Origin of the sequence: Shimia sp. R9_2 (assembly GCF_017743735.1) — a bacterium.
Classification (GTDB): domain Bacteria; phylum Pseudomonadota; class Alphaproteobacteria; order Rhodobacterales; family Rhodobacteraceae; genus Shimia.
On sequence record NZ_JAGHRO010000001.1, the window covers coordinates 322154 to 335444 of the forward strand.

Sequence of the window (13291 nt, forward strand, 5' to 3'; positions counted from 1 at the left end):
CAGACCAAAACTTATCCAATTCCCTTTCAGGAGACCTCCAATGGCAACCGTCGCTGTCACCGACGCCACTTTTGACGAAGAAGTAAAAAACGCCGACGTGCCCGTCGTCGTAGATTTCTGGGCCGAGTGGTGCGGCCCTTGTAAGCAAATCGGCCCAGCTCTCGAAGAGCTGTCTGCTGAGCTGGACGGTAAGGTGAAAATCGCCAAGGTTGATGTCGACAGCAACCCGAACGCCGCTGCTGCTCTGGGTGTGCGCGGTATTCCGGCGCTGTTCATCTTCAAAGACGGTCAGGTGATCTCCAACCGCGCAGGCGCTGCTCCGAAAGCTGCGCTGCAAAGCTGGATTGAAGACTCTCTGTGATCTGACAACAACTCAGACACAGCAAAGGCGTCCCATAAGGGGCGCCTTTTTCATTTAAGACACCGGCCAGTTAAGACACGGGCCAACCAAATTCGGCCAAACGGGCACGAATATGATCTTGTGCATCACTGCGGCCAGCGTTGATCGACATGTGCTGAAGGAACCACCAGAGATACTGAGGGTAGGGAGGTCGCATGTCGCGCACCTTCTCAAACGCCCCTTGTACGCCCAGAGTCTCTACATTGGCCGCGATATGGTGGAAATCGATACGGCCAAAAAGCACCGCAGGCTTCTTGAAAAGATACCCTGCAAAGGCAACGCTGGAGTTCATGGTCACAACACAATCGCAGCAGGGCAACAGGCTCTCCATGCCTCCAAGCTGAACAGACAACTGTGCGTGTTTCTCCACCAACTGGTCGAGCCTTGTACGCTCATCCAAAGAATATTCTTCTCCCGGATGCAAAGTCGCGACAACTTTGGTTCCAGAATTTTGCTCCACCACATGTTCGATCATTTGCACGGGGCTACAGGTCTGAAAGGAGCGCTGCTCCAATAACCGCCCTTGCAGCGGTACGTAAATAAAACCGCCCTTTTCGACCTTTCCCAGCAGCGGCCCATAAAGGCGCTTGCGCCATGTATGAAAAAACTTTCGCGCCTCAGCTTCATCAATCTTGGCGGGATCAAAATGCGTATTGGCCACATCCCAATACCAGCGCTCGTTTGTGCGCTCGATATGCCAGAATGGATAGTAATAGGCCCGCCGAAACGAAACCGAATTGCGCGCGAAGGGTTCCCGCATAAAAAAGAGGGAATACTCTTCTTTGCGGGGCAAAGCGTTTTCAGGAACATCAAAGGACACCCTGAAACCTGCACTCTGCAGTACCTCTGAGATTTTATTGATAAAACTATGTTCACCGCGCACTGCACGCTGACGCAGCGTTTCATGCAGATAAAAGCGGGCCTGATGGTTTTTGCTCATGCGGCGACGCTATGCGCTTGGCCCCAGAGGAGCAAGTCTCACCCTTGTGCGCAAACCGCGACAGGCTCATATAAGAGCGCAGACAAAAGGAGCTTTTCATGTCAGAGGATCAATTCCCCGGTTGGCACGGCACCACGATCATCGGTGTGAAAAAAGGCGGCGAAGTTGTGATTGCCGGCGACGGTCAGGTCTCGCTTGGTCAAACAGTCATCAAGGGCACTGCGCGCAAGGTGCGCCGTCTTTCCCCGGGTGGACATGAAATCGTGGCGGGTTTCGCAGGCTCTACTGCGGACGCTTTCACACTTCTGGAACGCTTGGAGGCCAAACTCGAGGCAACGCCGGGCCAACTCGCGCGCGCCTCTGTGGAACTGGCCAAGGATTGGCGGACAGACAAATACCTGCAAAAGCTTGAGGCGATGCTGATCGTTTCCGATGGCACAGACATTTTTGTCATCACCGGGGCAGGGGACGTGTTGGAACCGGAGCATGACGTCACCGCGATTGGCTCAGGCGGTAACTTCGCGCTCGCCGCAGGTCGCGCGTTGATGGACACCGATCTGACAGCTGAGGAAGTGGCGCGCAAAGCCATGGCAATCGCCGGCGATATTTGCGTGTACACCAATGGCAACCTCACATTGGAGACCATCAAAAAATGACCGAGATGACCTACACACGTATGGGAAATTCCGGGCTGGTGGTTTCCCGCCTGGCGCTTGGAACCATGACGTTCACGCATGGTTCAGACTGGATCCCCGGCGTGGCCAAAGTAGGTCTTCAAGATGCACAGCGCATGGTGGATGTGGCCCTTGATGGCGGTATCAACTTCTTTGATGCTGCGGATGGTTATTCCAATGGCGAGGCCGAAGACATCCTCGGCCAAACCCTCAAAGGCAAGCGCAACGAGGCGGTGATCTGTACCAAGCTGGGCTTTCGCCAGAATGACCGGATCAACAATGCCGGACTGTCCCGTGGCCATATCCTTTCGTCGGTGGATGGCTGCTTGAAACGCCTAAATACCGATTGGATCGACCTGCTTGTCTTACACAAGACAGACTTTACCACGCCGATGGAAGAAACCCTTTCAACGCTGCAAAACGTCATAGACGCTGGCAAAGTGCGCCATATCGGCGTGTCCAACTGGCCTGCGTGGAAGGTTGCACAAGCGGTGCAATTTCAGCGCGACAATAACATGAGCCAGTTTGTGGCCGGGCAATACCTTTACAACGCCGTGGGTCGCGACATCGAGATGGATGTTCTGCGCATGGGCGAAGAGCTGGGCTTAGGTTTAATGGCCTGGTCCCCATTGGCAGGTGGGTTGCTCACCGGGAAATATGATCTGAACAAACTGGAAGACAGCGATGGCCGTTTGGCCGAAGGGGACTTCCTTCAGGTTTCCAAAGAACAAGCACAGATCGCGCTGGACGCTCTGAGCTCAGCGGCCGAGGTCCACGACGCCACCCAAGCGCAAATCGCGCAGGCCTGGATTTTGAACAAACGCCGTGACCACACGGTTATCATTGGCGCTTCCAAGCTCAGCCAGCTTGAAACCGCAATCTCTGCGGCCAATATCACCCTGAGTGCAGATGAAATGGCCGCGCTTGATGCCGCTGCTGCGCCGGGCCGTCGCTATCCCGAGTGGTTTGACGACATGATGAAAGACGAGTTGTTTGCCAAAGTGCTCGCGTAAAAAGAGATGTTGAACCCACATGATTTCCAAAGATGACCTACGCGCCGCTGTCGGCTCCGGCCTTTTAAACGAGACTCAAGCCGCTTCGCTTGCGGCTCTGGCTGACAGCCGACGTGGCGCGCGCGAAGATCTTGCGCCCGGTGATGAACCCTTTGAGCTGTTTAAGGGGTTCAATGAGATTTTCATTGTCATCGGCCTTCTGATCCTCGCCGGTGGGTGGGCCGCGGTGAATGGCCTCTCCATGGCGGTAGAAATCGTCGACTACAAAAGCAAACTGGTGACCACTGCAGGCGTTTCTGCCCTCGTTCTGTGGGGCTTGTCGGAGTATTTTATACGCCGTCGCCGCATGGTGGCGCCAGCAATTGCGCTTTCCTGTCTTTGGGCGATCAACGCAGTTTCCGGCATCACGGCCTATTTCGCGCAACCCTTCATGGTGGCACAGGAGGACTTCTCCAGCCTGCAATTCCCGCTCGCGCTCACCACAGTGGCGATGTTTCTTTACTGGCTACGTTTCCGTGTTCCCTTCGCCATGGCGTTGATTGCCCTTGGTGTATTTGGCGTCGCGATGATGGTCGGCGCCAATCAAGCGGGCACTCCGGCAAGCTTCTCTGATATGTTCCTTCTGTCTGCAGGCGGACCATTTGCCTTCATCACGCTGGCTGTGGGAGCCGGTGTTTTTGCCGTTGCCATGATCTTTGATATGTCCGATCCACATCGTGTCACACGGCGCGCTGCGCAGGGTTTCTGGCTTCATGTCATCGCGGCACCGGCACTTGTAAACACGATCGCCCTCAGCCTTCTGGAGCGAGACAGCTCCGGTGCAAACACAACACTCTTTGCAGTGTTGTTGCTCTTCGCTTTCATCGCCATCATCATCGACCGCCGTTCGTTCCTCATTGCCGCCATTGGCTACACTGTTGCTCTTGCCGGCACAGTTTTTGAGGGCGAGGGCGCGGCAATGACGATTTTCCTCCTTGGTATCTTCCTTGTGGTGCTCGGCGCATTCTGGGCCCGCATTCGCGCGGCACTTCTGGCGCCGCTTTCGGGCATCCTGCCATTGCACCGCCTCCCGCCGTCTCACTGATTGGACCCTTTATGACTGATCTCACACCCCGCGAAATCGTATCTGAGCTTGACCGCTTCATCATCGGTCAGAAAGACGCCAAACGCGCCGTTGCTGTTGCCCTGCGCAATCGTTGGCGGCGCAAGCAGCTGTCTGATGACATTCGCGAAGAGGTTTACCCAAAAAACATCCTGATGATCGGCCCAACCGGTGTTGGTAAAACCGAAATCAGCCGCCGTCTTGCCAAGCTTGCCCGCGCCCCCTTCATCAAAGTGGAAGCCACCAAATTCACGGAAGTGGGCTATGTTGGCCGCGACGTGGAACAAATCGTGCGTGATCTGGTGGACGCAGCGATCATCCAGACCCGCGAGCACATGCGTGAAGATGTAAAAGTCAAAGCGCATGCTGCCGCCGAGGACCGCGTGATCGAAGCCATTGCAGGCACTGATGCCCGCCAAGCGACGCGCGAAATGTTCCGCAAGAAGCTCAAAGATGGCTTGCTGGACGACACGGAGATCGAGCTGGAAGTGGCGGACACCTCCAACCCGATGGGCGGTATGTTCGACATCCCCGGCCAGCCCGGTGGCCAGATGGGTATGATGAACCTCGGCGATATCTTCGGCAAAGCGCTTGGCGGGCGCACTGTCAAAAAGCGCATGACCGTGGCCGAGAGCTACGAGGTGCTGATTTCTGACGAAGCAGACAAGTTGCTGGACGACGAAACCGTCAACACCGCCGCGCTAAAAGCTGTTGAGCAAAACGGCATCGTGTTCCTGGATGAAATCGACAAGGTCTGCGCCCGCCAAGAAGTGCGTGGCGGCGACGTCTCCCGCGAAGGGGTTCAGCGTGACTTGCTCCCCTTGATCGAAGGCACCACAGTTTCCACCAAGCATGGTCCCGTGAAAACCGACCACATCCTCTTTATTGCCTCGGGTGCGTTCCACATCGCAAAGCCCTCTGACTTGCTGCCGGAACTTCAGGGCCGTCTGCCTATTCGCGTGGAATTGCGCGCGCTCACCGAAGAGGATTTCGTACGCATCCTGACAGAAACCGACAATGCGCTGACACGTCAGTACACTGCTTTGATGGGCACCGAAGAGGTCACTGTAACCTTCACCGACGATGGCATTGCAGCCCTAGCCAAGATCGCTGCGGAAGTAAACCAATCGGTGGAAAACATCGGCGCGCGTCGCCTCTACACGGTGATGGAGCGGGTTTTTGAGGAACTCAGCTTCTCCGCACCAGACCGATCCGGCGAGGAAATCACCGTCGATGCGGCCTTTGTAGAGACGAATTTGGGCGAATTGGCAAAATCCATGGACGTCAGCCGCTACGTGCTCTGATTTCTTCTGGTTCAAAAACACGAAGCCAGCCATAGTCCCGGAGAGTTATCTTTCCGGGGCTTTCTTTTGCGCGCTGTGCACAAAGCCCCAACCACATTGAGCCAATACAATGATTTCCACCCGCGCATTCCTGCGGCAAAACGGGCGCTTTCTCTTGCCCGGTGCCGCGTTGATGTTTCTGTCTTGTTTTGGGCAGACCTTCTTCATCGGAACCTTTGCAGCCGATATTCGCGCCTATTTTGACCTGTCTCATGGAGACTGGGGTGCCATCTATATGCTGGGTACAGGGACTTCCGCTTTGGTCATGCTGTGGGCTGGCACATTGGCTGATCGGATCCGTGTGCGCCTGCTGGGTCCGATGATGCTCATCCTGCTGGCATGTGCGTGTTTTGCACTTTCACAATTCACATGGGTCTGGGCATTGCCTCTCGTGATACTTGCGCTGCGGTTTACCGCTCAGGGCATGCTGCCACATATTTCGGCGGTGGCCATGGCTCGGTGGTTTTCCGCATCTCGCGGCCGTGCGTTGGCCTTTGCAACAATGGGCTTCATGCTGGCAGAGGCAATCATGCCCGTCACGGTGGTTTGGCTCAAAGCCCGTGTGGAATGGCAAATGATTTGGATCACAGCCGCTTGTTTTTGTCTGATCATGGCGCCGGTCATTTTCGTGCTCTTGCGCCAAGAGCGGGAGCCCAACAGCATCGTTTCCGAAAACTCCACCTTTGGTATGCAAGGCCGCAACTGGACGCGTTGGGAAGCCATTCAGCATCCGGTTTTCCTGTCTGCCATTCCTGCGATGATGGCGTTTCCGGCATTCGCCACCGTGTTTTTCTTCCAGCAGGCCTATTTTGCAGAGATCAAGGGTTGGTCCCATCTCTCCCTCGTCGCTGTCTTCCCGCTTGGCACCATTTCGTTTGGGGCGTCGACCTTGATCTATGGCTGGTTGATCGACCGATTTGGCGCCGCGCGTCTCATGCCATTTTACCTGCTCCCACTTGTGGCCGCGTTCACGATCCATGCATGGGCACCCTCAGTGAGTTGGGTCGCGATGGGCGTCGCTTTGATGGGGATGGCAGGAGGAGGCATGGCAACATTGCCTGCATCGGTCTGGTCCGAGTTCTTTGGTACGGCGCATCTTGGCGCAATCAAAGCCACAGTGGCTGCCTTTGGCGTGCTGGGATCTGCGCTTGGACCAGGTTTGTCCGGATGGCTGATTGATGCAGGTGTCTCCTATGAAAGCCAGCTCCAGAGCTTTGCCGTTTGTTTTGCTCTCGCAAGCGCCGCGATGGTAATCCCCTTTGCACGGGCGCGCCGCAGCCTACCGACGCCGTAAATAAACGTAATACGCCCCGGTGCCACCGTGTTTGATGTGCGCTTCAGCAACCTGCAAAATGCAACTCTTCATCGGGGGCAGGGCAAACCACTGCGGGACTTGATGTTTGAGAACACCACGACGCGTCGGGATTGGTCCGTCATCACGTTTGGATTTGCCTTTGCCTGTGATGACCAAAACCAGTCTTTTTCCCTCGGCATGGGATCGCATGATGAAGCCGGACAACGCCCCATGCGCCTGATCGGCAGTCATTCCATGCAGATCGATTTTGCCTTCAGGAACCAGTTTCCCGCGTTTCATACGGCCAAAGGCTTTCTTATCCATTTGCACAGGCTGTCGCGCCACGCGATCTGAGACAGAGCCCATCAGATCATGCCCGCGCAAATCACTCGATGCCCGTGAGCCAACTTCAAATGCGGGTAGAGCAGGGGACGCGTCCCGCGCCCTTGGTTTCTTCTGCGGTTTGGGCTTGGGCAGCGGCAGATCATGCGACTTCGCTGTTGGGTTTAGTCGTTCAGCCGTGTCAGCCACCTTGCGCCAAAGCGCAACTTCATCTTCGCTCAGTTTTCGGCGTGTCACAGAACGGACTCCGGCAGCATTGCATAGGCGCGTTGGATAGGCAGCAGAACCACCATCCGGCCGGGATCCTTCAACGTCCCAGCAGCGCGACCCGCTGCGTCTCCGGTGCCAAAGAAAATATCAGCACGCTGTGCGCCTTTGATGGCAGAACCGGTGTCCTGTGCGATCATAAGACGGCGCAGAGGGCCTTTGCCGTCCTTCTCCACCCAAACTGGGGCGCCAAGCGGCGTAAAAGCCGGATCAACGGCAACAGAGCGCATCTCGGTAATGGATCGGTTCATGGCGCCAAGCGGGCCCTTGTGCGCTGGCACACGGCTGACTTCCCGAAAAAACACAAAGCTGTCGTTGTGCCGCAACAGCTCCGCCCCTTCGGCAGGGTTGCGCTTCACCCAGTTTTTGATGACCTGCGCGCTCACCTGATGCGCGCCGTAGATCCCGCGCCGCACAAGCTCTGCACCAACTGAGCGATACTCATGCCCGTTCGCACCGCCATAGCCAACGCGAATATAGCCACCATCAGGCAAACGTACCCGCCCAGATCCCTGAATTTGTAGAAAGAAAAGTTCAACTGGGTCGTCGACCCAAGCAATTTCCAACCCGCGGCCGTCCATCGCTGCACTGGTTTCAATCTCTCGCCGTGTCAACCATTGCCCGCCACGCCGCACCTCTGGCGGCACGCGATAAATCGGAAACTGATATGGCCCACCTGGTCGACGCGCGCCGTCGAGTTCTGGCTCAAAATATCCGGTAAACAACGCATCCCGATCTGCTTCCTCTATCAAGACAGGTCGAAACAGCAGCTCAAAGAACTTACGCGCATCAGAAATGCCCGAGGCCGCGGCACAGACGGTTTGCCAATCTGGCGCATCCAGATCAGCACATGTGTTCAAAAACACTTGGCGGGCAGCCTCGTGATCATCCTCTGCCCAGCCTTCAAGCTCTTCAAATGATAGGATTTTCATGGTTGTTTCGGACATCGCTGCGCTCCCGGACATGACACCAGCCATCACATGGGCTGCGGCCAACGCCGCCCGAAACATCCCAATCATTCGCCAGTGGCAACAAGCTGCCAGTTCGGGTCATCAGATCCCATGACACGGGCAAAGGTCCAAACGTCTTTCTGGCGTTTGATCTGGCTTTCGCTGCCTTCAACGATATCGCCGCCATTGTCGCGCACAACATGGGTCAATTCCCCGATGAAGCGCACAGAAATTTCGCCTTCCTTGGTCGCATCATCAAAGGTCGCATCCTGAAGCACCATTTCACGAACACCAATGAATTCGCTTTCAACGGTCAGGCCTTTGTCTTCGCGCATCTGAACAACGTAGGCGAAGCTCTCATAAACCTCTTCGCCCAGGAAATCCTTGATCGACGCAAGATCGCCTTTTTCAAAGGCCATCAGGATCATCTCATAGGCGCCACGTGCACCGCCAAGGAAGTCATTCACGCCAAACTGCGGTTCTGCGGACTTCATTTTAGCAAGAGCTTCAGCCTGTGGGCTGCCCTCTTCTGCATGGTCAAGAATGTCCTGATCCGGACCACCTTCGATCACTTCGAGCTCCGGCCCGCGACGACGTGATGGTGCTATTGTTTCCTGACGAGGAGGCTCAAAGCCGTCACGTGTGCCCAAAACATTGCGAAGGCGCAGGATGAGAAACACAGCAATACCGGCAAGAACCAGAAGTTGAAGTAGGGAGGAGTTCATTTGAACCTCTTGTTGGGCATGGAAACAACTGTCTCACGCACTTATGTAAGTTACAGTCGGGGTCAAGTCCACCTCACCGGAGATGACATTGGAGTAAAGCGAAGATGTGGCTGTTGTTGGCCTTTGTTGCGGTCCCGATGATTGAGATCGCCCTGTTTATCAGCGTTGGCGGTGCGATTGGCTTGTGGCCAACGCTTGCGATTGTGCTTTTGACCGCGATGCTTGGCACGCATCTCGTGCGCTCTCAAGGGCTCGCCGCGATTGGAAATGTACAAAGATCTTTCAACGAATTGAATGATCCTACCGAGCCTTTGGCGCATGGAGCCATGATCCTGATCGCTGGCGTCCTGTTGCTGACACCTGGTTTCTTTACCGACGCGCTTGGTTTTGCCTTACTGACGCCGCCATTTCGCTCCGCTGTATTTCATTACGCACGCAAACGCGTTCGGGTGCAAAGTTTCACAATGGGAAGCGCAGGTTCTGCTCAGTTTCACGCAAACACGCCACAACGCCCGACCCACGGCGCGCAGGCTGACATTATTGACGGGGAGTTTTCCGAAATCGATCCGGATGCGAAACCTGTGACCAATCAGGATGAGACGGTCAAAAAGCCCACACATTCACCCTCAGGTTGGACAAAGCATTGAGGCACTAAGTCTGACCTGATAAAGCAGGCCAAACGTGTTTTTTTGGAGATCCCAATGGCGGAAACAGAAAACGGTGCTGCACAGCAGGCACCTCAGCTGAAGATGAATGTTCTGACCCAATTCGTGCGCGATATGTCGTTCGAAAACATTCTGGCGCAAAAGGGCTCCAGCGCGAACCCGCAGCCTGATGTTCAGGTTCAGGTCAATCTAGACGCCAAAAAGCGCGCAGCAGACAACCAATTTGAAGTGGCCATCAAGCTTAACATCACCGCCAAGAACAAAGATGACGGTGCTGAAATGTTCATCCTGGAAATGGACTACGCCGGTGTCTTCCACATTGAGGGCGTGCCTGAAGATCAGCTGCACCCGTTCCTTCTGATCGAATGCCCACGCATGTTGTTCCCATTCGTGCGTCGCATCGTGTCTGACGTGACCCGTGACGGCGGCTTCCCGCCGCTGAACCTTGAAACAATTGATTTTGTTGCACTTTATCGCGCTGAACTGGCGCGTCGTGCGCAAGAACAGAGCGAACAACCTGTCGCAAACTGATCAATTTGGCGCTGCCCTTTGGCAGCGCCTCACCAAACTAGCCGAGTTTGGTCCAGAGGGCATTTTCGCCCATTTTCTCCACAAAACCTCTATGCGCTTCTGCTTCAGCCTCTGTAAGCCGGGACGGCAATGGCGTTGGTCGGGCGCTCGGCCGCCAATCATCCTGAATGGCGGTGCTTTTCTTTTCTGAAGTGTTATCAGACGCCAGAACCAGATCTGGTTGCCGTCCACCGATCAGCTCAAGATACACCTCTGCCAGAATTTCGGAGTCAAGAAGCGCGCCGTGCAGCGTCCGTGAGGAGTTGTCGATCCCAAATCTTCGGCAAAGAGCATCCAGCGTGGCAGGAGACCCCGGAAACTTCTTACGCGCCATTTCCAACGTATCAACAGCGCGTTCCATCGGGATTTGCGGCAGGTTCATCCAGCTCAATTCGGCATTTAAGAATTTCATGTCGAACTTGGCATTGTGGATGACAAGCTTGCTATCATCGCCGATGAAATCGAGAAACTTTTGACCAAACGCGTTAAACACAGGTTTGTCGCGCAGCGTCACCTCTCCCGGCGCGGCGTCACGGGGGATATCCAGGAGATCTGGGCCAATCCCGTGCACCTTGAATGCCTCATCCGGCATGGATCGCTCCGGATTGATGTAGACATGAAATGTCTCGCCGGTGGGCAGGTGATTGTAGAGTTCCAAAGCACCGATTTCGACGATGCGGTCGCCAGAAAACGGATCAAAACCTGTGGTTTCCGTATCAAGTACGATTTCACGCATGATCCAACTGTCCTCTGATGGTTTTCACAATCTTCTCCACCTGAGACCGGGCATGGTCAAGTGTATCCGTTTCTACCACATAGTCTGACAATGCCCGTTTTTCTTCATTTGGCATCTGCTTTGACCAAATGTGTTCAAACTGAGATTCGCTCATCGTGCCGCGTTCCAGCACGCGACTTCTCTGCAATTCAGGTGAAACAGAGACGCATATAACCGCGTCCATCGCTGCATCGCCACCTGTTTCAAAGAGCAACGGAATATCAAAAACGAGGATTTCAGAGTCAGTCTCGTTAATGAATTCCGCGCGATCCTGGGCAACCAAAGGATGGACGATCTTTTCGATGGTGCTCAACACAGACGTATCTTGTGCAATCAGCTCTTTCAACCGATCGCGCGAAACCGCTCCATCTTCAATCGCGTCTGGTAGCGCCGCTGAAATAGGAGCTACAGCAGCGCCTCCCTTTGCGTAAATCCGGTGCACCGCTGCATCCGCATCCCAAACCGGGCAACCCAATTCTGAAAAAAACCGAGCTGTCGTCGATTTCCCCATGCCGATTGAGCCGGTCAAGCCGAGCCTGAATACCTTTTTGGTCATCCCAAAACCACCTGCCGTGTGGCTTCATCCACAACAGGGCGGCGGCCAAACCAACGCTCAAAACCCGGCACCGCCTGATGCAGCAACATACCAAGGCCATCAACGGTCACACATCCGCGCTCTTGAGCCGTCTTCAGGAAATTTGTGATCAGAGGATTATAAACCAGATCCGTGACAACAGTTTCGCTGCGCAATCCGTCCATGGGAATCCGAAGCTCCGATTTTCCAGCCATGCCGAGAGAGGTTGTGTTTACGAGCGTGGCGGCTTCTTCGAGAATGTTGCCAGCCTGGACCCATTCGACGACTTTGACACGCGCGCCAAAATCCTCCCGCAACCGATCTGCACGCACGCGGGTCCGGTTGGTCAGTAAAATTTCTGGTACACCTGCGTCTAGAAGTGAGGCAACCACAGCACGCGCGGCGCCACCTGCACCCAAGACCACCGCTGGACCGGCCTCCGCCTGCCACTCAGGCGCGCCATGACGCAAATTTTCAATAAAGCCGTATCCATCGGTGTTGTCGCCAACGATGCTGCCATCTGGACGGAAAATCAACGTGTTCACTGCGCCAATCAAGGTCGCCCGATCTGTGATCTGGTCAACAAACTGAACGACACGCTCTTTATGAGGGATGGTGACGTTACATCCCACAAACCCCATTTGCGGCATCGCCTTAAGGACGGCCTCCAGATGCTCTGCGTCCACTTCAAGCGGCACATAATGTCCTGTGATGCCGTAGGTCTTCAGCCAATGACCATGCAGAAGTGGGGATTTGGAATGGGCGATGGGATTGCCAATCACTCCGGCAAGGGGGATCGAGGGCAAAGTCATTGTGGCAGTTCTCCCCGCAAGGTAAGATATGAGAGTATTTCAACAAGTGGCATTCCAAGGACTGTAAAGTAGTCTCCGTCTACTTTTTCAAAAAGCCGGACGCCTTCTTCCTCGAGTTTATACCCGCCGACCGAATGGCGTATGCTCTCAAAGTTGCGGGCCAGATAGTCGTCAAGAAACGCATCGCTAAAGTTTCTCATGAACAGGCGTACCACACCGACAAACCGCCATAGTGGCTCGCCATTCTGATAGATCACCGCGGCAGACAAGAGCATATGGCGATTTCCGCGTAGCATCAGGAGCTGATTGCGCGCGTCATCGATGCTCGCGGGTTTGGAAAAGATCGTGCCCTGAAAATCAAGTACCTGATCACAGCCAAGCACCATGGCCTCCGGCCGCTTCAGGCTCACCTTACGCGCTTTGGCCTCCGCGAGCGCATCCGCTACATCTCTTGGTGGCGCGCCTTCCGCCTGCAAAGATCGGCGGATCATTTCTTCATCAACACGTGGCTTAACGACTTCGTAACCAAGATTGGCTTTATATAGGAGCTGAGCCCGTATCTCGGAACCCGAAGCAAGGATCAGGGGTGCGGCCATGTGGATAAGTCCGTGGAGAAGGAAAGGAACATCTGGTGAGTCCTTTCTGGAAATTTCTGTGAGATTTTGCAAGCTGGGGAAACTCACCCGGACTTCACGGAAATCCCCCGTTTTTCTGCACCGTGGATGAGGAAAACTTTGCTTGGGGGAGGAATCAGCCACATACCGGTTCATCCTCACGTTTATCCACAGTCATCCACACATCATCTTATTCTCAAGTCTTTGACTCTCATAGACTCTTTTCACTTT

At 55.0% G+C, this 13291-nt stretch carries 16 protein-coding genes; 8 read left to right on the forward strand and 8 right to left on the reverse strand.

The window, feature by feature from the left end:
• Positions 1-40 precede the first annotated feature (40 nt).
• Complete coding sequence (trxA, locus tag J7400_RS01425) at positions 41-361, forward strand: thioredoxin (RefSeq protein WP_058238755.1); 321 nt, start codon at positions 41-43, stop codon at positions 359-361.
• Between the two features lie 70 nt (positions 362-431).
• Here the strand turns inward: trxA and J7400_RS01430 are convergent, their stop codons facing one another.
• Positions 432-1340 carry a hypothetical protein gene (locus J7400_RS01430; RefSeq protein ID WP_209058215.1) on the reverse strand — a complete coding sequence of 303 codons (909 nt, stop codon included), beginning with the start codon at positions 1338-1340 and terminating at the stop codon, positions 432-434.
• Positions 1341-1438: 98 nt separating this feature from the next.
• On the opposite strand from J7400_RS01430, the gene hslV reads away from it, so the two are divergent.
• The 5 genes from hslV to J7400_RS01455 all read left to right on the forward strand — a co-directional run bounded on the left by hslV (position 1439) and on the right by J7400_RS01455 (position 6766).
• Positions 1439-1996 (forward strand): ATP-dependent protease subunit HslV, encoded by a 558-nt coding sequence (hslV, locus tag J7400_RS01435; RefSeq protein ID WP_209058218.1) that lies wholly within the window; start codon positions 1439-1441, stop codon positions 1994-1996.
• Positions 1993-3027, forward strand: coding sequence for an aldo/keto reductase (locus J7400_RS01440; RefSeq protein WP_209058219.1), 1035 nt, complete (start codon positions 1993-1995; stop codon positions 3025-3027). Before hslV ends, J7400_RS01440 begins: the two co-directional genes overlap by 4 nt.
• A gap of 19 nt (positions 3028-3046) precedes the next feature.
• On the forward strand, positions 3047-4111 hold the full coding sequence (locus J7400_RS01445) for a hypothetical protein (RefSeq protein WP_209058221.1): 1065 nt from the start codon (positions 3047-3049) through the stop codon (positions 4109-4111).
• 11 nt (positions 4112-4122) lie between these two features.
• Positions 4123-5433, forward strand: coding sequence for an ATP-dependent protease ATPase subunit HslU (gene hslU, locus J7400_RS01450; protein WP_209058222.1), 1311 nt, complete (start codon positions 4123-4125; stop codon positions 5431-5433).
• A gap of 109 nt (positions 5434-5542) precedes the next feature.
• On the forward strand, positions 5543-6766 hold the full coding sequence (locus J7400_RS01455; RefSeq protein ID WP_209058228.1) for an MFS transporter: 1224 nt from the start codon (positions 5543-5545) through the stop codon (positions 6764-6766).
• Here the strand turns inward: J7400_RS01455 and J7400_RS01460 are convergent.
• The 3 genes from J7400_RS01460 to J7400_RS01470 are packed head-to-tail and all read right to left on the reverse strand — an operon-like array spanning position 6752 to position 9050.
• Positions 6752-7345, reverse strand: coding sequence for a Smr/MutS family protein (locus J7400_RS01460; RefSeq protein WP_209058230.1), 594 nt, complete (start codon positions 7343-7345; stop codon positions 6752-6754). The two genes, J7400_RS01455 and J7400_RS01460, sit on opposite strands and share 15 nt — an antisense overlap.
• A complete protein-coding gene (locus J7400_RS01465; protein ID WP_209058238.1) occupies positions 7342-8394 on the reverse strand; it encodes an MltA domain-containing protein in 1053 nt (350 codons plus the stop codon). The genes J7400_RS01460 and J7400_RS01465 overlap by 4 nt, the downstream gene beginning before the upstream one ends.
• Entirely contained in the window at positions 8391-9050 is a 660-nt protein-coding gene (locus tag J7400_RS01470; RefSeq protein ID WP_209058240.1) for a Tim44/TimA family putative adaptor protein, read from the reverse strand. The genes J7400_RS01465 and J7400_RS01470 overlap by 4 nt, the downstream gene beginning before the upstream one ends.
• Positions 9051-9154: 104 nt before the next feature.
• Here J7400_RS01470 and J7400_RS01475 point away from each other — a divergent pair, with 104 nt between their 5' ends.
• Positions 9155-9697, forward strand: coding sequence for an FxsA family protein (locus J7400_RS01475; protein ID WP_209058242.1), 543 nt, complete (start codon positions 9155-9157; stop codon positions 9695-9697).
• 54 nt (positions 9698-9751) lie between these two features.
• Positions 9752-10246 (forward strand): protein-export chaperone SecB, encoded by a 495-nt coding sequence (secB, locus tag J7400_RS01480; protein WP_209058244.1) that lies wholly within the window; start codon positions 9752-9754, stop codon positions 10244-10246.
• 37 nt (positions 10247-10283) lie between these two features.
• Here the strand turns inward: secB and dnaQ are convergent, their stop codons facing one another.
• The 4 genes from dnaQ to J7400_RS01500 are packed head-to-tail and all read right to left on the reverse strand — an operon-like array spanning position 10284 to position 13042.
• The gene (gene dnaQ / locus J7400_RS01485) at positions 10284-11021 is read right to left on the reverse strand and encodes a DNA polymerase III subunit epsilon (protein ID WP_209058246.1); all 738 of its coding nucleotides are present in this window, start codon (positions 11019-11021) and stop codon (positions 10284-10286) included.
• Complete coding sequence (gene coaE, locus J7400_RS01490) at positions 11014-11616, reverse strand: dephospho-CoA kinase (RefSeq protein ID WP_209058252.1); 603 nt, start codon at positions 11614-11616, stop codon at positions 11014-11016. Before coaE ends, dnaQ begins: the two co-directional genes overlap by 8 nt.
• Entirely contained in the window at positions 11613-12446 is an 834-nt protein-coding gene (locus J7400_RS01495; protein ID WP_209058254.1) for a shikimate dehydrogenase, read from the reverse strand. Before J7400_RS01495 ends, coaE begins: the two co-directional genes overlap by 4 nt.
• Positions 12443-13042, reverse strand: a complete 600-nt coding sequence (locus tag J7400_RS01500) for a Maf family protein (protein WP_209058255.1) — start codon at positions 13040-13042, stop codon at positions 12443-12445. Before J7400_RS01500 ends, J7400_RS01495 begins: the two co-directional genes overlap by 4 nt.
• Positions 13043-13291 lie beyond the last annotated feature (249 nt).